The sequence below is a fragment of the Burkholderia singularis genome (genome assembly GCF_001718875.1).
Lineage (GTDB): Bacteria > Pseudomonadota > Gammaproteobacteria > Burkholderiales > Burkholderiaceae > Burkholderia > Burkholderia singularis.
Map to the genome: position 1 here is coordinate 293539 of NZ_CP013449.1, position 17745 is coordinate 311283.

General features: G+C 64.3%; 15 protein-coding genes. 9 read left to right on the top strand and 6 right to left on the bottom strand.

The genetic code is table 11. From position 1 onward, the window contains the following. Window positions 1-563 precede the first annotated feature (563 nt). The 4 genes from AQ611_RS17325 to AQ611_RS17340 all read right to left on the bottom strand — a co-directional run bounded on the left by AQ611_RS17325 (window position 564) and on the right by AQ611_RS17340 (window position 5563). The gene (locus tag AQ611_RS17325; protein WP_197517150.1) at window positions 564-1223 is read right to left on the bottom strand and encodes a siderophore-interacting protein; all 660 of its coding nucleotides are present in this window, start codon (window positions 1221-1223) and stop codon (window positions 564-566) included. A gap of 107 nt (window positions 1224-1330) precedes the next feature. After that, window positions 1331-2887, bottom strand: coding sequence for a DHA2 family efflux MFS transporter permease subunit (locus AQ611_RS17330; protein WP_069235495.1), 1557 nt, complete (start codon window positions 2885-2887; stop codon window positions 1331-1333). Beyond that, window positions 2887-4053 carry an HlyD/EmrA/EmrK family protein gene (locus tag AQ611_RS17335; protein WP_069235496.1) on the bottom strand — a complete coding sequence of 389 codons (1167 nt, stop codon included), beginning with the start codon at window positions 4051-4053 and terminating at the stop codon, window positions 2887-2889. Before AQ611_RS17335 ends, AQ611_RS17330 begins: the two co-directional genes overlap by 1 nt. Continuing rightward, window positions 4046-5563 carry an efflux transporter outer membrane subunit gene (locus AQ611_RS17340; protein WP_069235497.1) on the bottom strand — a complete coding sequence of 506 codons (1518 nt, stop codon included), beginning with the start codon at window positions 5561-5563 and terminating at the stop codon, window positions 4046-4048. Before AQ611_RS17340 ends, AQ611_RS17335 begins: the two co-directional genes overlap by 8 nt. Window positions 5564-5790: 227 nt before the next feature. On the opposite strand from AQ611_RS17340, the gene AQ611_RS17345 reads away from it, so the two are divergent. Further along, window positions 5791-6690 carry a LysR family transcriptional regulator gene (locus tag AQ611_RS17345; protein ID WP_069235498.1) on the top strand — a complete coding sequence of 300 codons (900 nt, stop codon included), beginning with the start codon at window positions 5791-5793 and terminating at the stop codon, window positions 6688-6690. Between the two features lie 276 nt (window positions 6691-6966). Here AQ611_RS17345 and andR read toward each other — a convergent pair whose 3' ends face one another. Next, entirely contained in the window at window positions 6967-7935 is a 969-nt protein-coding gene (andR, locus tag AQ611_RS17350; RefSeq protein ID WP_083237548.1) for an anthranilate 1,2-dioxygenase regulatory protein AndR, read from the bottom strand. 216 nt (window positions 7936-8151) lie between these two features. Between andR and andAc the strand changes: the two genes are divergently transcribed. From andAc to AQ611_RS17375, 5 genes are all read left to right on the top strand, one after another. Then, window positions 8152-9429: an anthranilate 1,2-dioxygenase large subunit AndAc gene (andAc, locus tag AQ611_RS17355; protein WP_069235500.1), complete on the top strand. Its 1278-nt coding sequence runs from the start codon at window positions 8152-8154 to the stop codon at window positions 9427-9429. A 13-nt stretch (window positions 9430-9442) separates the two neighbouring features. Then, the gene (gene andAd / locus AQ611_RS17360; RefSeq protein ID WP_069235501.1) at window positions 9443-9928 is read left to right on the top strand and encodes an anthranilate 1,2-dioxygenase small subunit AndAd; all 486 of its coding nucleotides are present in this window, start codon (window positions 9443-9445) and stop codon (window positions 9926-9928) included. Window positions 9929-9948: 20 nt separating this feature from the next. After that, window positions 9949-10278 (top strand): anthranilate 1,2-dioxygenase ferredoxin subunit AndAb, encoded by a 330-nt coding sequence (gene andAb, locus AQ611_RS17365; RefSeq protein ID WP_059515264.1) that lies wholly within the window; start codon window positions 9949-9951, stop codon window positions 10276-10278. Then, window positions 10265-11494 carry an anthranilate 1,2-dioxygenase system ferredoxin--NAD(+) reductase gene (gene andAa / locus AQ611_RS17370; protein WP_069235502.1) on the top strand — a complete coding sequence of 410 codons (1230 nt, stop codon included), beginning with the start codon at window positions 10265-10267 and terminating at the stop codon, window positions 11492-11494. The genes andAb and andAa overlap by 14 nt, the downstream gene beginning before the upstream one ends. A gap of 182 nt (window positions 11495-11676) precedes the next feature. Next, a complete protein-coding gene (locus AQ611_RS17375; RefSeq protein WP_069235503.1) occupies window positions 11677-12093 on the top strand; it encodes an HIT family protein in 417 nt (138 codons plus the stop codon). A gap of 37 nt (window positions 12094-12130) precedes the next feature. Here AQ611_RS17375 and AQ611_RS17380 read toward each other — a convergent pair whose 3' ends face one another. Beyond that, window positions 12131-13801, bottom strand: coding sequence for a phospholipase D family protein (locus AQ611_RS17380; protein ID WP_083237439.1), 1671 nt, complete (start codon window positions 13799-13801; stop codon window positions 12131-12133). Window positions 13802-14127: 326 nt separating this feature from the next. On the opposite strand from AQ611_RS17380, the gene AQ611_RS17385 reads away from it, so the two are divergent. The 3 genes from AQ611_RS17385 to AQ611_RS17395 all read left to right on the top strand — a co-directional run bounded on the left by AQ611_RS17385 (window position 14128) and on the right by AQ611_RS17395 (window position 17733). Further along, a complete protein-coding gene (locus tag AQ611_RS17385) occupies window positions 14128-14658 on the top strand; it encodes a GNAT family N-acetyltransferase (protein ID WP_069235504.1) in 531 nt (176 codons plus the stop codon). Between the two features lie 36 nt (window positions 14659-14694). Further along, the gene (locus AQ611_RS17390; protein WP_069236362.1) at window positions 14695-15981 is read left to right on the top strand and encodes a DUF445 domain-containing protein; all 1287 of its coding nucleotides are present in this window, start codon (window positions 14695-14697) and stop codon (window positions 15979-15981) included. 171 nt (window positions 15982-16152) lie between these two features. Continuing rightward, window positions 16153-17733 (top strand): Na+/H+ antiporter, encoded by a 1581-nt coding sequence (locus AQ611_RS17395; protein WP_059515258.1) that lies wholly within the window; start codon window positions 16153-16155, stop codon window positions 17731-17733. Window positions 17734-17745: the final 12 nt, after the last annotated feature.

Genomic DNA, 17745 nt, shown 5'->3' on the forward strand with positions numbered 1-17745 from the left:
ATACATGACGCTATCGTCCGTTTGGCAACACCCGCTACTCGCATTTTGTGATCGGCATTCGATACTCAAGGGTATTTGGCCCAGCTCATGCATATCGTTTTTTTTGGATTTATCTATTTTCGAATATGATATTTCCCTGTTTTTTAGATAAAAACAACGAAAATTCACTATGCATGAGATGACGTTCAACCCGTTACCAGGTATCGGGAATTCGTCTCTTTGTGAACAGTACTGGCTTCATGGCCGGACTCCTGAATAATCAAATCGGCTGAGTTGCCCGTTGCTGCTTTTTGTATTGGAAGATTGCGGATGTACACCGGCTGTGGGGTGCGCGCGTCTGCATCGAGATCGAACTGATATCGATGCCGGCTTTTGCTGAAACCGATTGGCCTGGAGCTTGAAATGGAGCGCGCTGCTATCGGCAATGGCTTGCACAAGTAGGGCCGCCAGCTGCGTTCGCGATCGATGCCGGCGCATAGAATTTGTACTGCCGTCGTGGGGCGGGGCTGCGATCGTCGCGCAGTTCCTCCCCCGCTTGTACTTGATTTGAGCCGGCCGAGCGATCAATCTCGGTCGCGATGATCGGCCTCGCCTAATTTCCAATAGCCCTGCGAGCGTATTGCGCCGCGCGCAAATGCCCGGTCTTTCATCAGATGGTCGCGCACGTCTCGCACCATCGACGATTCACCGGCTACCCAAACGCGGTGCTCGATCGGGTCGAGCGCAAGTGTGCGCACGAATGCTGCGATTTGCCCGCTTGTGCCCGGCGCTTGGCGCCCCGAATGGAGCCAATGAGCTGTCACGGGTGCGCGGCACTTCAGCATCTGCTCCTCGCGTGCGTCGTTGACCTCGATGATGATACGCACGCTGGACGATGTGGGCAGCCGCGACAGGATCGAGGCGGCTGCCGGCAACGCGGTGGCATCGGCGATCAACGTGAAATGCATTGCATGCGCATCGATTTCGTAACCGCCGCGCGGACCCGCCACCTCGATCGTCTCGCCGAGCCGCGCATTAACCGCCCATCTCGTCGCGGGCCCTTCGTCGCCGTGCAGAACGAGATCGATATCCATCCGGCCGGCAGTGGCATCGAAATCGCGAATCGTGTATGCGCGGCCGATCTTGCCGTCGTGGTCGGTCGGCACGAACAGCTTCACCCATTGCGCGGGCAGATCGACTTCCATCGTGCGCAACCCTTCGCCGATGATGGAAATGCGACGCATACACGGAGTGACGTCACGAATTTGCACAACCTCGACGGGTACGAGCGTGCGGTTTTTTTGCTTGAAAGACGTGAAGGCGTTCATGGGAGGCTAGTGAGATCGTAAATTCAGGCGGTTTTTTTCGGCATGCGCGCGAGCCAAACGATCGCGAGCGCAGCGAGGAAGGCAAACGTCGAAAAATAGAAAAAATCGTTGAGTGACAACATGTGGGCCTGCAAATCGAGTTGATGGTTGATCACGCCCCACGCCTGATCCTCGCTGAAGCCGCCGCGTTTCAATTCCGCCACGTTTGCGGCCGTCTGATCGTTGAGGGCGTTGAGCGTGCGCACGAGGTAGGTTTGGTGAAAGCGTGCACGCTGATCCCAGAAGGTTTGCGCGAGCGATGCGATGAGGCTGCCCGACATCATCCGGATCGCCGTTTGCAGCCCCGAGGCTGCTGCGATCTTCTCCGGCGGCACGCCGACGAGCGACAAGCTGACAAGCGGGGTCAAAAAGAAGCCGATCCCGATGCCTTGCGCCAAGCACAGCAGCGCAACCGTTCCGGCGTCGACGTCAGTCGTCATGGTCGAACGCCACCAGGCCACGCCCGCCCATGCGATGAAGGCAAGGCTCGCGAAGAACCGCGCATCGACGCGCCTTACCCACTTGCCTAGAAACGGCGCAAGCAGGATTCCGAAGACGCCCATCGGTGCGGTGACCAGGCCGGCCCAAGTCGAGCTGTAGCCGAGATTGGTTTGTAGCCACAGCGGCACGAGCACGAGCGCGGCGAAGTACAGCCCGAAGCCGGCTGCGACGGCGATCGTGCCGACGGCGAAGTTGCGATGCTTGAACAGCCGTAGATCGATGATCGGATGCGGATCGCCAAGCTCCCAGATCACAAGGACCACGAGGCCCAGAACGGCTGCGATGGCCGTTGCGCAGATAAAGGGCGATGCAAACCAGTCGAGCGTGCGGCCGCGATCCAGCGTCACTTGCAGGCAGCCAATTCCAATCGCGATCAAGAGCAGGCCGATGATGTCGACCGGTAGTTTGACGGTCGGCGTGTCATGCCCGCGCAGCAACATTGTGATTGTTGCGATTACGAAGATGCCGACCGGCGCGTTGACGAGGAAGATCCACGGCCAACTGTATTCATCAGTGATCCAGCCGCCGAGCATGGGTCCGACCACGGGGCCGGCCATATTCGTCATCGCCCACATCGCAACAGCGAGCGCTTGCTTATCACGCGGGAAGACGGCCACGAGCAAGGCCTGAGAAAGCGGCACGATCGGCCCCGATACCGCGCCTTGCAGCACGCGCGCGGCGAGCAGTGTCTCGAATGTCGGAGCAAGGCCGCAGAGCACCGAGGCGAGCGTGAACGCGGCGAGCGACGCCACGAACAGCTTCACTTGACCGAAGCGCCGGCCGAGCCAGCCTGTCAGCGGAATGCAGACAGCGTTCGCGATCGCGAACGACGTGATGATCCATTCGCCTTCGTCCGAACTTACGCCGACATTGCCGGAAATCGTCGGCACCGATACGTTTGCGATCGTGATGTCGACAACGGCCATGAACGAGGCGAGGCCGAGCGCGAGCGTGGCAAGGATCAGTGTCGAACCCGATAGCGGCGCAATGGGCTGCTTGGCGGCCGGCCCGGCTGCGGCCGGTTGAGCGGCGGCCGACATCACTTCGCCCCCATGTTTGCGGCGATGATCTCGCGCACGCGCACTTCGGCTTGCGCCTGCTGCGCCGCGTAAATCGCTGCTGCATCGTCGACTTGCGGGTGACGCGCTGCGGCCGCCGCGGGGTCGCATTTGTCGGCGATCACTTCTGCCTCGACCGACATGCCGATGCGCAACGGATGCGCGGCCAGATCCTTCGGATCGATCAACACGCGCACGGGTACGCGCTGGACGACCTTGATCCAGTTGCCGGTTGCGTTTTGCGCGGGCAGCAGCGCGAAGCTTGCTCCGGTGCCGGCCTCGATATCGGCGACGACGCCATGATATTTGACCGATTTGCCGTAGATGTCAGCCGTGATGGTTGCTTTCTGGCCTGGGCATACGCCCTTGAGCTGCACTTCCTTGAAGTTCGCGTCCACCCATAGATGGTTGAGCGGTACGACCGACATCAGCTTGTCGCCGGGCGCAATGCGTTTGCCCAACTGCACGGCACGCTGTGCAACCATGCCCGAGACAGGTGCAAGCACGACACTGCGAGCCAGGGCGAGTTCGGCGGCGCGCACCCGTTGCGCGGCGGATTGCACGGCGGGGTGCGATTCGATCGTCGAGCCGTCGATTTGCGCGCGCGCCTGCACGAGCTGTTGCTGAGCCGAGTCGAGCGCTGCTTGCGCGGCGCGCACGGCGACTTCGGCATGCCGCACGTCTTCGCCCGTCACCGCGCCGGCCGATGCGATCGCCCGCCTTGCGGCAAGGTCGGCTTGTGCTTTGTCGAGTTCGGCACGGCGCAGTTTCACGTCCGCATCGTAGCGTGCGTCAGCTGCGTACATGCCGCGCACGGCGCGCACTGCCTGGGCGAGCTGCGCTTCGGCGGCACTCAGCTCGATGCGCGCATCGGCCGAATCGATCTCGACGAGTGGTGCGCCCGCCGTGACGCGATCGGTGTTGTCGGCGAGGATGCGCGTTACCGTGCCGCTTACCTGCGGCGTGATTTGTACGACGCGGCCGCCGACATACGCGTCGTCGGTCGTGCGCGCGGCGCCGTTCGACAGCGCATCCCATGCGAACCATGCTCCGCCTGCGATCAGGACGGCCACGGCGATGACGGTCAGGCGCTTTTTGCGCTGGACGGTGCGCTGTTCAACTGTTTGGGCTTGGGTGGTATCACTCATGGTCGATCGATGGGGTCGTATGGTCGGAATGGGGGCGGGACGGGCTCCAGGCACCGCCGAGCGCGCGAATCAACGCAGTCTGCGCAAGCGCGATGCGCGCATCCTGCTCGGCAGCGCGGCGCTCGGAGAGCAGCAGCGCCGTCTCGGTCGCGATGCGGTCGAGCTTGCTCGAGAGGCCTTGCCGTTCGCGCTCCTGTTGCAGTCCGACCACGCGCTGCCAATGCGCGAGCGCTTCGTCGGCATCGAGCTTGCGCGCATGCTCGGCGCGCAGCGTCACGATGCCGTCGGCCACTTGCGAAAGCGCCGTCGCAACGGTCTGGTTGTAAATGCTCACGGCTGCGTCGTACTGGGCTGTACGGCGCTTCAGGTTGCTTTGCAGCAAGCCGCCTTCGAAAATCGGCAGCGTGATTGCCGGGCCGAAACCGAGGGCCGTGCTGCCCGGGCGCAATAGTTGGCCGACGTCGAGGCTCTTGAAGCCCGCGAACGCCATCAGGTCGATGTCGGGATAAAACGCAGCCTTCGCGACGCCGATTTCATGCATCGCAGCCTCGGCGTTCGCGCGCGCGACGGTGAGATCCGGCCGGTAGCCGAGCAGTGTGGCCGGAATTGGCGAAAGCGGTGCGGGGTCGGCCAAGTTCGCGAGTGCGGGCCGTGCGAGCTGCTCGCCGAACGCCGGGCCTTCGCCCGCGAGCGCGGCAAGCTGATTGCGGCGCCGCGCGATTTCGCCGGTGAGCCGCTGGATCTCGCTGCGCGTCTCGGTGATGGCTTCGCGTGCCTGTACGGCGTCGATGTCGGTGGCGAGCCCCGATTTCGCGCGCAACTTCAGCAGATCGACCACGCCGTGGCGGCGCGATAGGGCGTTTGTCGCGATGTCGCGCACCTTATAGGCGATATCGAGGCCGACGTAAGCTTCGACGATCGCCGTCTGTAACAGCAGGCGCGCGTCGGCCTGCTCGGCTTGCGCGGCGCGCAGCCGCTCCTGGGCCGCGGCCTTCGCTTCGCGACGCTTACCCCAGAAGTCGAGCCGGTACTGCGCGTCGAGCGTCAGGCGGCCTTCGCTGCCGCCTCTGCCCGCGTATTGCGACGAATAGGTGTAGTGATCGGGAAAATGCTCGATGAGGGCACCGCCGTTGCCATTCAGCGAAGGCAGATCGCCCGACGACACGGCGCCAAGCTCGGCCTGCGCTTGTTCGACGCGTGCCACCGCGAGCGTCATGCTCGGCGCCGATTGGGTGGCGCGAGCGATCAGCGTGTCGAGTTGCGGATCGCCGTAGGCTTTCCACCAGCCTGCGGTATCGATGGCCTGAGCCGCGCGGGCGGCGCGTGCCGCTTCGCTGATGTTCGCGCCCGCGTCCCTTTCACCGGGTGCAACGAGCGTCGTGCGTGGGGTAATGTCCGCAGCGCAGCCGGACAGCGACGCGACTGCCGCGCCGACGATCATGGCGGCCGCCCGGTGCGCCAGCGTGCGCTTGGGTTCCGGGCCCTCCCGAAGCGATACTTCGCCAACCATTGGTGACTCCGTTCTATTGAATTTCGATTTACGTTCCGGAGGTTAGCGACGGCGTTGATTTTCAGAAATGATCTACGACGAAAACATACTTTTCAGTTATCGCAAGTCAAGTTCGTGCTACGGTTCTCTTCACGACAATTGGCACGCCGCGCCTTCGCCACGAGCGCGGCGTTCGCCCGTCCGGCCGAGCCGGGCGGTTCGAGGAAACGATTTCGATCCTAAAAGGCATGCAACAACCACTTGATCTGAATCTGCTGATCGCCCTCGATGCGCTCTTGACCGAGGGCAGCGTGACGGGCGCGGCCGAACGGATGAATCTCAGCGTGCCGACGATGAGCCGCACGCTGAACAAGATTCGCGAAATGATCGGCGATCCGATTTTCGTGCGCGCGGGCCGCGTACTGGTGCCGACGCCGCGCGCGTTGGCGCTGCGCAAGGGGACGCGCGAAATCGTCGAGCGCGCGCGCGCGCTGCTGCAGGACGGCGAGACGTTCGATCTACGGCAATTGACGCGCACCTTCACGATTCGCGCCGACGACGGCTTCGTGAGCAGTTTCGGCCCGGTGCTGCTGATGTTGATGATGGAAGCGGCGCCGAACGTGCAGCTGCGCTTCAAGGCGCAAGGCCAGCAAGACGTCGAGTCGCTGCGCGAGGGTTTGATCGATCTCGATGTCGGTGTGATTGCCGATATTGGGCCCGAGATCGTCCGTCAGGCGTTGTTTCGCGACCGCTTCGTTGCGGCGTTTCGCGTCGGGCACCCGCTCGAGCAAGCCGAGACGATCACGCCGGAACTCTTTTGCCGTTATCAGCACGTGACGGTCTCGCGGCGCGGCCGCACGACGGGGCCCGTCGACGACATGCTCCATGTGCTGGGCCATTCGCGGCGCGTGACCGTCGTGACGCCGACGTTCGCGGAGGCGCTGGCGGTCGCGCGGGAGACCGATCTGGTCGCCTGCGTCGCGGAGCGGCTTACGCAAACCGCCCGGCACGGCATGCGCACGCGCGAACTGCCGGTGGCGACACCGCCGGTGCTGATCTCGCAGGCATGGCATCCGCGCTTTGGTACGGACCCCGCCAACCGTGCATTGCGCAGCCTTCTCAAGCAGGCATGCGAGCTTCCGGCTTGATGCCTGCCGAAGCAGGGTTGGCCGCCGCATTCCTTGTATTGATGCGCAGTTGTCGAAATAGGGAGCGCCTGGGGCTTCCGGTCTTGCAGTGAGCTGGGCTGCTCCGCTGTTCGGTGTGCGCGGCAAATGCTTGTGGCCATCCGTTTGGGCCGGATGGCGTGACCAGGCCGGCTGTCGTCGCAGCGCCGCGGCGCCGGATGCTGCTTCGTGCGTGCCGGTTGCTTGGCAGAGCGGCGAACGCGGCGGATGGTGTGCCGCCGTTCACGGCATGCCGGATCAGCCGTCGCGTGCGCCGCCTAGCGTTGCTGACGGCAGCTCGCCGAACCGCTCGCGATAGGCATTGGCGAAACGGCCGAGATGCGTGAATCCGCAATCGAGCGCGATTTCGGCGATCCGCCGGTTGGCCGGCGCCGAGTGCAGCAGCCATTCGCGAGCGTGATCGAGACGAACCTGGCGCAGATACTGCATCGGGCTCGTGCCGCAAAATTGCACGAAGCCGTCCCGCAGCGTGCGTTCGGGGACGCCCGCTGCGCGGGCGATATCCGCGAGCTGCAATGGCTGCGCGAACTGGGCATCGATGAGTGCCTGCGCGCGCCGAACGAAGCCGGGCGCCGTGCCGGCGCGCCGCGCCGGCACGGCGCAGGGCGGATGGCCGTCGATCAACAGGTCGATCAGCAGTTGTTCGAGCCGCGTAGCCACGCGCGGGTTCACGCGCGCGCAGGTGAGTAGCTGCGGCGAGCGTGCGACGAGCGCGAGCTGTTGCATCCACGCGCTCAGCGACGAGTCGCCGACGCCGATGACTGGCTCGAGCGCCGTCGCCGCGTCGCCGACGCACGCGGCAAGCGCGGCGGCATCGATGCGCAGCACGAACTGCTCGCAATCAGCCGATAGCTGCGCGGCAAACGGTTCACCGGGCGCGCACAACACGCCGGTGCGGGTGTCGACGTCGAACGTGCGGCCCATCGCGCGCACTCGGGCGCGGCCCGTGAGGCAAAACATCAGCAAGTGATAGCCGTCGACTGCATCGACGCGCACCTGCATCGCATCGCCGAACGCGATCGCGCCGATTCCAAGCCCGCCGAGCCGCACGAAGTCCATATGGGCGGGCCCGGTCGCGGCGCCGCTCGGCAGCAGCGCGTGCGGCTGCATCACGCGCGAGATGCGCTCGCGCGTTTCGTCGAGATCGCGCGATTCGAACAGCCTGTGCTCGCGCAGCGCGAGCGGCTCGAATGGGATGGGGGACATGGCCGGTTGCCTCGCATGGCGCGCCGGCATCTCGAACGTCGTTCGTCGGCCGGACGGCAAATCTAATGCGCATCGTACCTTGAAAAGCTGCCGAAAGTGGATACTGCACCGCCGCAATCGCGCATGGCGCGCATTTTTCGGATAGACGCCGGATTCTGGCTTTTCAAAAATGGATTCCATCGGGTGGCTTGTCGACCGCCTTGACAGGAGACAACGATGGAATTGACCGAATCGCCGGTATCGCTGGTCGATCGCGCCGATTCGTCCGATGTGCGGTTTCCGCACGACGACGGCTCGCGCGTGCCATACAAAGTGTTCAGCTCGCAGGCCGTGTACGAGCGCGAGCAGGAGCGCATCTTTCGCGGGCCGACATGGAGCTTCGTCGCGCTCGAAGCGGAAATTCCACGTGCGGGCGACTTCAAGAGCACGTTTGTCGGCGATACGCCCGTGGTCGTCACGCGTGGCGACGACGGCGCGCTTGCCGCATGGGTGAACCGCTGCGCGCACCGCGGCGCGCAGATTTGCCGCCGCGCGCGCGGTAACGCAAGCTCACACACGTGCGTCTATCATCAGTGGAGTTTCGACAATCAAGGCAATCTGCTCGGCGTGCCGTTCCGGCGCGGGCAGAAAGGCATGTCGGGGATGCCCGCCGATTTCGATCCGAAGCGTCACGGGCTGCGCAAGCTGCGCGTCGACAGCTATCGCGGGCTCGTGTTCGCCACATTCAGCGACGAGGTCGCGCCGCTGCCCGACTACCTCGGTGCGCAGATGCGGCCGTGGATCGACCGGATCTTTCATAAGCCGATCGAGTATCTCGGCTGCACGCGGCAATACTCGAAATCGAACTGGAAACTGTACTTCGAGAACGTGAAGGACCCGTACCACGCGAGCATGCTGCATCTGTTTCATACGACGTTCAACATCTTTCGAGTCGGGATGAAGGCACGCTCGATTCCGGACGCGGCGCACGGCCTGCACAGCATCATCACGATGACGAAGACGCGCGACGACGAGGACACCGCGAGCGCGTACAAGCAGCAGCACATCCGTTCGTTCGACGAAGGATTTTCGCTCGAGGACGATTCGATACTCGCGCTGGTCTCCGAATACGACGAGGATACGACCAATCACATTCAGCCGATCTTTCCGCAACTAGTGATCCAGCAGATCCACAATACGCTAGTCGCACGGCAGCTCTTGCCGAAGGGGCCGAAGAATTTCGAACTGATCTTCCACTTCTTCGGTTATGCGGACGATACTCCCGAGCTGCGCGCGTTGCGGATCAAGCAGGCGAATCTCGTCGGGCCGGCGGGCTACATCTCGATGGAGGATACCGAGGCGACCGAACTGGTCCAGCGCGGCACGGTGCGCGATGCGCAAGCGGCTTCGGTGATCGAGATGTCGCGCGGCAATCCGGATCAGCAGGACACGGCGATCACCGAGAGCCTGATCCGCAAATTCTGGGTCGGCTACCAAAAGCTGATGGGCTATTGAGCGGGAGGCGAACATGACGGATATCACCGACGACATTCGGCTGTGGCTCGAACTGCGGATGCTGCAGGAGCGCTACGTCGCCGCTCTCGACAACGATCAGCTCGAGCGCTGGCCGGAGTTTTTCACCGACGATTGCCTGTACGAAATCGTTCCTAAGGAAAACGCGGACCTGGGATTGCCGATCGGCATCGTTCATTGCACAAACCGGCGGATGCTGCGCGATCGCGTCGTGTCGCTGCGTTACGCGAATATCTACGATGCGCACACGTACCGGCACATGACGTCGGGGCTCACGATCGTCGGCGAGCGCGACGCTGAAATCGACACGCAGAGCAGCTACGTCGTCGTGCAGACGCGCAGCGACGGCGAATCGAACGTCTATCAGGCGGGCAAGTATTGCGACACGGTCGTGCGCACGGCCACCGGGCTGCGCTACAAGAAGAAGCGCGTGATTTACGACACGTCTCGCGTGCAGACGCTGCTCGCGACGCCGATCTGATCTGACCAGGAGTTCGAAGCATGAGTAATGAAACCGTCGCCGCATGGCAGCCGCTTGGCGCGCTCGACGAATTCATCGAAGACGAACCGGCGATGCGCGTCGTCGGCAACACGCCGGTGGCCGTATTCCGGATTGGCGACGACGTGTTTGCGTTGCACGATCTGTGCACGCACGGGCATGCGCGGTTGTCCGAAGGTTTTGTCGAGGACGGCTGCGTCGAATGTCCGTTGCATCAGGGGCGTTTCGATATTCGAACCGGTGCGCCGCAGTGCCCGCCGGTGACGGCGCCCGTGCGCGCGTATCCGATTCGTATCGTCGACGCTCGGGTGGAGATCCATGTCGACGGCTGATCCTTACTTGATCGCGGGCGGCGGCCATGCGGCGCGGCGCGCGGCCGAAACGCTGCGCGAGTGCGATCCGGCCGCGCGGATCGTGCTGATCGGTGCGGAACCCGAATTGCCTTATGACCGGCCCGTTCTGTCGAAGGACGCGCTGCTCGGGGATGACGGCGAGCGGCGCGCATTCATGCGCGATGCCGCGTGGTATCGCAACCGGCGCATCGAGTTGCGGCTCGGCGTGCGTGTCGACGCGATTGAGCGCGCTGCGCGGCGCGTGCGGCTGAGCGACGGCTCGAGCGTCGGATACGCGCGCCTGCTGATCGCGACCGGCTCGCGCGTGCGGCATTTCACGGGGCCGCTCGATCCGGATGTGCAGGTTCATTACATGCGCACTATCGCCGATGCACGCGCATTGCGCGCGGTGCTTTTGCCTGGCAAGCGCGTCGCCGTGCTGGGCGGCGGTTTTATCGGGTTGGAGGTCGCAGCCTCCGCGGTGCGGCTCGGTTGTCGCGTGACGCTGATCGAACCCGCGCAACGTTTGTTGAAACGCGGTATGCCGGAGGCGGTCAGTGCGTTCGCGCTCGCGTTGCATGCGCGGCATGGCGTCGACGTGCGGCTTTGTACGTTGCCCGAACGGATCCGGCGCGGTGCGAATGGCGCGGGCGTCGTCGATACGAGCATGGGCGCGCTCGACGCGGACGTTATCGTTGCCGGCATTGGCGTTACGCCGAACGTCGAGCTGGCGACGCAGGCCGGGCTCGCGGTCGATGATGGCGTGTGCGTGGACGCACAGTGCCGCACCGCCGATCCGGCGATTTTCGCTGCCGGCGAGGTCACGCGGCATTTCAATCCGCTCGTCGGCAAGCCGGTGCGGGTCGAATCGTGGCAGGTCGCGGAAAACCAGCCAGCCATTGCTGCGGCGAACATGCTCGGCGGTGCGCATATCTATGCGCAATGGCCGTGGCTATGGTCGGATCAGTACGACTGCAACCTGCAGACAATCGGTCTTTTCGACAGCGGGCAAACGCTGGTCGCGCGCGGCGCACCGCACGAGCACGCGTTCTGCGTGTTCGCGCTGAACCCGGAGGGCCGGCTGCGGGCTGCGGCTGCGGTGAACGCGGGAAGCGAAATTGCCGTGTGTCGCCGGCTGATGACTGCGGACGTCAAGCTCACCGCCGCGCAACTTGCGGACCGGTCGGTCGCGCTGCGCTCGCTCCTGCCGCGCTGAGCCCCGTCGAGCCGGATCGCCCGCGCCGGAGTATTTGCCGGCGCAGACGCGCCAGTCCCGGCACCGGCGCTGCGAGCCGGATTGCTTGCACGATCGCGCCCGAGCGGTAAGAATCGTGCGTCTACGGTAATCCGATATCCGATAACATCCGATAAACAGGCTCGCGAGCCGGGAGTTTTTTGATGGCCTACGATCAATCGAACATTTTTGCGAAAATCCTGCGCGGCGAAATGCCGTGTATCCGATTGTGCGAAACGGATACGACGCTGGCGTTCATGGACATCATGCCGCAATCGAAGGGCCATGCGCTTGTCCTGCCGAAGGAGCAGGCGGAAACGTTCTACGAACTGTCCGAAGCCGGCGCGGCTGAATGTATGAAAACGGTGAAGCGCGTCGCGCTCGCGCTGCGCAAGACGCTCGAACCGCAGGGGCTCTTCATCGGACAGTTCAATGGTGCGGCGGCGGGGCAGACGGTGCCGCACGTGCATTTTCACGTGATTCCGCGCTGGGCCGACGAGCCGCTCAAGATGCATGCGCGCGAGATGGCTGATGCGGCGGAACTCGAAGCGCTCGCTGCAAAGATCCGCAGTGCGCTATAACGCACACTGCGGGGCGCGCACGATATTGCGCGTTGGATTAAAGCTGATCGTCGATCGGCAGCAGCCGGCATAGCCCGGCAAGCAGGTTGCGATAGAAGCCTGCGTTCGGATCGATGCTGTAGGTGTGAACGCGGCCATCGTCGATGCTCGTCCATACCAGCGGCCACGTGCTTGCGGCGGCCTGCGCAGTGCCCGGCGTATCGGGCGCGAGCGTTACACGATAGCTGACGGCGGGGTTCGTCGCCGCGTTGAACAGATTGGCGACCTGGCCCGCGAGCTGCGGGCTGTGGATCACGAGCGCGAGTTCCGTATTTAGACGCGCGGAGCGCGGATCCAGGTTCATCGAACCGATCACGAGCACCTTCCGGTCGATCACGTAAGCCTTCGCATGCAGGCTCGCGCGGGAACGTGAGCCGAGCATGCGGGTGTGCGGGCGTGCCTGGTCCGGCTTGTATTCGTATAGCTCGACGCCGCGCCGCAGCATCGGCACGCGGTACGGCGCATAGCCGGCCTGCACCGCGACCGCGTCGGTGGCGGCGAGCGAGTTCGTGAGGATCGCCACGCGTACACCGCGCGCGCTCAGCCGCCCGAGCGCGTCGACCCCCGCGTCGCGCGGGACGAAGTACGGCGACAGCACGAGAAACTCGCGTTGCGCGCCGCGCGTCAGTTCGGCAAGCCGCTGCATCGGCGGGCTCTTGTAATCGTCGTTGGGGGCGGTGATCTTGTCCGGCGAATCGGCCGCGAATTCAGCGTCCGCCCATACGAGCCCGAGCTCGTCGCGCGCGATCTGCTCGGACAGCGGGGTCGCGTTCAGCGGTTTCGCGTTGTATGGCGCTGCGTTGTCGCGCCAGTGCGCGCGTAGCACGTCGCGCGTGGCGTCGAGATCTTGCGCGTCGTAATGCCGCCGGTTCAGCACCGGCAGCGGATACGTGAGCGCGCTCGCCCAATATGCATCGAAGCTCGCTGATATGTCGCCTGTGATGGGGCCCGCCGCGAGCACGTCGAGATCGCGGAATTGCAGGCTCGGGCTTGCGTTGAAATACTCGTCGCCGAGATTGCGCCCGCCGACGATCGCGACCTGGTTGTCCGCGATCATCGCCTTGTTGTGCATCCGGCGCGTGAAGCTATCGATGCGGGTGAAAAGATTCGCCGTGCGCGCGAGCACGCCGCGGCGCACCGCGCCGAACGGATTGAACACACGGATTTCGAGATTCTCGTGTGCATCGAGCGCGGCCATCAACTGGTTGGTGTCCTTGAAGTTCAGGCTGTCGATCAGCATCCGCACGCGCACGCCACGGTCGGCCGCATAGAGCGCGGCGCCGAGCAGCAGTTTGCCCGTGGTGTCCTCGGCGGCGATGTAGTACTGGATGTCGAGCGTTTTCGTCGCGGCGCGCGCAATTGCGATGCGCATTTGCAGTGCTTCATCGCCGCGTGGCAGTACGACGAAGCCCGATTTTCCCGGATGCGCGCGCTCGGGCACGGCGAGCGCGTCGGCCAGCGGCGTTGACGTGCCGGGCGGCAACGCATGCGAAACGGTGCGCTCGAGCGCGGTGGCGGGCGGATGGGTCGCGCATCCGGCGAGCCCAAGCCCGAACACGGCGCTGATGGCGATCGCACGGGCGAGCGTGGCGGTGGTGCGAAGCCGCCAGGACCGCAGCGCGCCGAGGAGGCGCAGCGGGGACGGCGCGTAGTGAATTCCTTCTGGCATCGGGTGGGTGTTCGTTGAGTCGATGGTATGTGCGGCAGGCCGCAGTGCCGCGTGGACGATCGATTGTAAATGGTAATGCGTGCCTGAACCGGCGTTCGCTGGTGCGATGCGAGGCTGCCTCGCGCCGAATGCGTCGACGGATTCGGCGGACACTGATCTGGTTCAAGCGCGTCCTCGGAACGCGCGGCCCGGCAGCTACGTCCGGTGCGGGCCGGCGATGCCGAACGCCACAAAAAGGCCGCCGCCGGCGCCAAAGCGGTTTCGGCGAAGCGGGCTGGCCGGTGTACCATCGGGCAACGTCCGTTTTCATGGTGGCGGTGCTGGCAATGAACGATTCAGCTTTCGTATTACCCGTCAAGATCCGGTTGCTGTCGGCGGCGCACGCGCCCGACTATCGCACGATCCGTCTTGCAGCGCTGCGGGACGCCCCCGACGCGTTCGGCTCGTCCTATGACGTCGAAGCCGCGCGTCCGCTCGCTGCATTCGCTCAGCAGCTCGAAGCAACGACCGTATTCGGCGCATACATCGACGGCCGGATTGTCGGCATGGCCGGCATCAAGCAGATGGAAGGCGCAAAGACGCGCCACAAAGGCTTGCTGTGGGGCATGTACGTTGCGCCCGCTGCGCGTCGGGGCGGCGTGGGCGCCGCCCTGCTCGACGCAGCGCTTGCGGCCGCGAATGCGATGGACGGCATCGAGCAGGTCACGCTGGCCATGATCGACGGCAACGATGCGGCGCGCGCGTTCTACGAACGGTGCGGCTTTGTCGCCTATGGTGTCGAGCCGCGTGCGCTGAAGGGCGCCAACGGCTACTCGGACGAGCGGTTGATGGTGAAATTCCTGACTTGCGCGCCGTAGCGCGCGCGACGGCTGGAATCGGATGATCGGATGGCGATGTTCGACGACAAGGAACAGGAACTCAGGAGCAGCAAGCGGCGCGCGTTCGCGCTGCTGTCGGCCGCCGCCGGAGTGTTCGCCGCGACTTTGTTCGCGCCGCGCGGCTTGTGGGTCGACGGGATCAAATCGGTGGCCGAGGCGTCGATGGTGGGCGCGCTTGCCGACTGGTTCGCGGTCGTCGCGCTGTTCCGGCGCGTGCCGATTCCGCTCGTGTCTCGGCACACGGAAATCATCCCGAAAAACAAGGAAAAAATCGCCGACAATCTCGCCGAATTCGTTCGCGACAAATTTCTCGATCCGGCCTCGCTCGTCTCGCTGATCAAGCGGCACGATCCGGCCGCGCGGCTCGCGCAGTGGCTCGCGGCGCCGCGCAATGCCGGCGTGCTCGGCGGCTATGCGGCGCGGCTCGTCGGCTTTGGGCTCGACATGACCGACGACGCGCGCATCCAGCAGTTCGTGAAGGACGCGTTTCATGCGGTGTTCGACGGTGTCGACTTGTCGCAATCGGCGGGCGCGATTCTCGATACGCTGACGAAAGATGGCCGCCACCAGGTCCTGCTCGACGACGGCATCGAGCAGGTGGTCGCGTTGCTTCGCGATCCGGACAATCGCACGACGATCGCGACTTACATCGTCGATTGGCTGCGCTACGAGTTTCCGAAAATGGAGCGGCTGCTGCCGATGAATTGGCTCGGCGAGAACGGCGCGGCGCTGATCTCGAACGTCGTGACACGCGTGCTCACGCAAGTGGGCGAGGACCGCGAGCACCGGTTGCGGCGCAGCTTCGACGAGGCCGCCGCGCGGCTTGTCGCTCGGTTGAAGCACGACCCCGCGTTCATCGAGAAGGGCGAGGAAATCAAGCGTTATTTGCGCGACGGTGATGCGTTCGGCCGCTACGTCAAGGATTTGTGGGACCAGTTGCGGGCGTGGCTGAAGGCCGATCTCGCGCGCGGCGATTCCGTGCTGCTTGGCCGCGCGACGGCGCTTGGCGGCTGGCTCGGCGAGCGCCTTGCGCAGAGCCCGCAATTGCGCGAATCGATGAACGAGCACGTCGAGCGCGCGGCAAGCGAGATGGCTCCGGATTTTGCCGCATTCCTCACGCGGCATATCCGCGACACCGTAAAGAACTGGGATGCGCGCGACATGTCCCGGCAGATCGAGCTGAACATCGGCAAGGATCTGCAATACATCCGCATCAACGGCACGCTGGTCGGCGGATTGATTGGACTCGGGTTGTACGTGGTGTCGTGCGTCGTGCGGTGGGCAGGGGCCCTGCCTTATTGAGCGGGGCGGCCGGCAGGCGACCGGCGCGAAGCCACGCGGCGTTGCCGTGCCGAAACCCCGGCATTCCGATCGAAATGGAAGACCGTCTTCTCGACGGCGCCCGCGCGACATGCTGTAATCGCGCGATCCGCCATGCGGCTGGCCATTCATTTTTGTAGCGAAGGTGCTTCCATGTCCCCGGTTTCGGCATTCAAGCTTGTTTTGTTGTCCTTTCTTGCGATCGTCGCGCTCGAGTTGATCGCCAAGCGGCTCAGGTTGCCGCCTGCCGCCGCGTTGCTCGTCGGCGGCGCGGGCATTGCGTTTTTGCCGGGGCTGCCGCCGATCAACCTCGATCCCGAACTCGTGCTGATCGTGTTTCTGCCGCCGCTCTTGATGGACGGCGCGTATTTTTCGGTCTGGGAGGAGTTCAAGCGCAACGTCGGCGGCATCATGATGCTGGCGATCGGCGCGGTGGTGTTCACGACGCTCGCCGTCGGCGTGGCCGTGCATCTTGCCGTGCCGGCGTTGCCGTGGGCGGCATGCTTCGCGCTTGGCGCGATCGTCTCGCCGCCGGATGCGGTCGCGGCGAAGGCGGTACTCGAACGTGTCGCGTTGCCGCGCCGGCTGATGGTGCTGCTCGAAGGCGAGAGCTTGTTGAACGATGCGGCGGGACTGGTGCTGTTTCGCTTTGCGGTTGCCGCCGCGTTGACCGGCGCGTTCAGCTTCGAGCACGCGCTCGTCAGCTTCGTCGAGCTGGGTGTGGGCGGAGTCGTGGTGGGTTTTATCGTCGGTTGGCTGATCGTGCGCTTCATCGCATTGCTCGACGACGATTATCTCGTGATCACGACCGCCGTGCTTGCCGCATGGATCAGCTATATCGCCGGTGAAATGTGCGAGGTATCCGGCGTGATCGCGACCGTGACGACGGGAATGATGCTCGGCTGGCATCAGCACGAGATTTTTTCCGCTTCGGTACGCAATCGCGGCACGGCATTCTGGCAGGTGATCGTGTTCCTGCTCGAGGCGCTCGTGTTCGTGCTGATCGGGCTATCGCTGCGTAGCGTGATTGTGCGGCTGGGCGGGCTTGGCGAGGTCTTCGCCACGATGGCGCCTGCCGTGCTCGCGGTGTTGGCGGCCGTGGTCGTATCGCGCTTCGTGTGGGTTTTCGCGGTCGAATGCCTGAAGGGGCCCGTGGTGCGCATTGCGCGGCGTGGCCCGCGCACCGACTGGAAAGCGGCGTTCGTGACGAGCTGGGCGGGCATGCGAGGCGTCGTGACGCTGGCGATCGCGTTGTCGCTGCCCGACGAAATGCCGGGCCGGGATTTGATCCTCGTCGCCGCGTTCGCGGTGATTCTCGTTACCGTGCTGTTGCAGGGCACGACGATCGGGCCGCTGATTCAGCTTCTGAAACTGCGCGACACGGGCCCCGAGCGCCATCATCTGACCGAGCCGCAGGTGTGGGCGCGCATCGAGGCGGCGCAGCTCGAGGCGATCCAGCCGCACGTGCGCGACGCCGACGGAAACGTGATCCATCCCCGGCTGCTCGAACAATATACGTATCGCGCGAATCTGAGCGAGCGCCTCAAGAACGAGCCCGTGCTTCCGGTCGAAGCACGCCATGCGCACTACGACATCGTGCTGACGGCGATCGCCGCCGGTCGCGCCGAGTTGCTACGGCTGCATCGGGGCGGACATATTCACGACGAAGTGCTGCACGTGCTGGAACGCGATCTCGATTTGCAGGAAATTGCCGCTTATCACGCAAAAGACTGATGACGGGCGCGG

Coding starts and splice junctions, on each gene's coding strand:
- AQ611_RS17325 (WP_197517150.1), bottom strand. CDS start 1,223: ATGCGTCGCATTTCCATCATCGGCGAAGGGTTGCGCACGATGGAAGTC.
- AQ611_RS17330 (WP_069235495.1), bottom strand. CDS start 2,887: ATGTCGGCCGCCGCTCAACCGGCCGCAGCCGGGCCGGCCGCCAAGCAG.
- AQ611_RS17335 (WP_069235496.1), bottom strand. CDS start 4,053: ATGAGTGATACCACCCAAGCCCAAACAGTTGAACAGCGCACCGTCCAG.
- AQ611_RS17340 (WP_069235497.1), bottom strand. CDS start 5,563: ATGGTTGGCGAAGTATCGCTTCGGGAGGGCCCGGAACCCAAGCGCACG.
- AQ611_RS17345 (WP_069235498.1), top strand. CDS start 5,791: ATGCAACAACCACTTGATCTGAATCTGCTGATCGCCCTCGATGCGCTC.
- andR (WP_083237548.1), bottom strand. CDS start 7,935: ATGTCCCCCATCCCATTCGAGCCGCTCGCGCTGCGCGAGCACAGGCTG.
- andAc (WP_069235500.1), top strand. CDS start 8,152: ATGGAATTGACCGAATCGCCGGTATCGCTGGTCGATCGCGCCGATTCG.
- andAd (WP_069235501.1), top strand. CDS start 9,443: ATGACGGATATCACCGACGACATTCGGCTGTGGCTCGAACTGCGGATG.
- andAb (WP_059515264.1), top strand. CDS start 9,949: ATGAGTAATGAAACCGTCGCCGCATGGCAGCCGCTTGGCGCGCTCGAC.
- andAa (WP_069235502.1), top strand. CDS start 10,265: ATGTCGACGGCTGATCCTTACTTGATCGCGGGCGGCGGCCATGCGGCG.
- AQ611_RS17375 (WP_069235503.1), top strand. CDS start 11,677: ATGGCCTACGATCAATCGAACATTTTTGCGAAAATCCTGCGCGGCGAA.
- AQ611_RS17380 (WP_083237439.1), bottom strand. CDS start 13,801: ATGCCAGAAGGAATTCACTACGCGCCGTCCCCGCTGCGCCTCCTCGGC.
- AQ611_RS17385 (WP_069235504.1), top strand. CDS start 14,128: ATGAACGATTCAGCTTTCGTATTACCCGTCAAGATCCGGTTGCTGTCG.
- AQ611_RS17390 (WP_069236362.1), top strand. CDS start 14,695: ATGTTCGACGACAAGGAACAGGAACTCAGGAGCAGCAAGCGGCGCGCG.
- AQ611_RS17395 (WP_059515258.1), top strand. CDS start 16,153: ATGTCCCCGGTTTCGGCATTCAAGCTTGTTTTGTTGTCCTTTCTTGCG.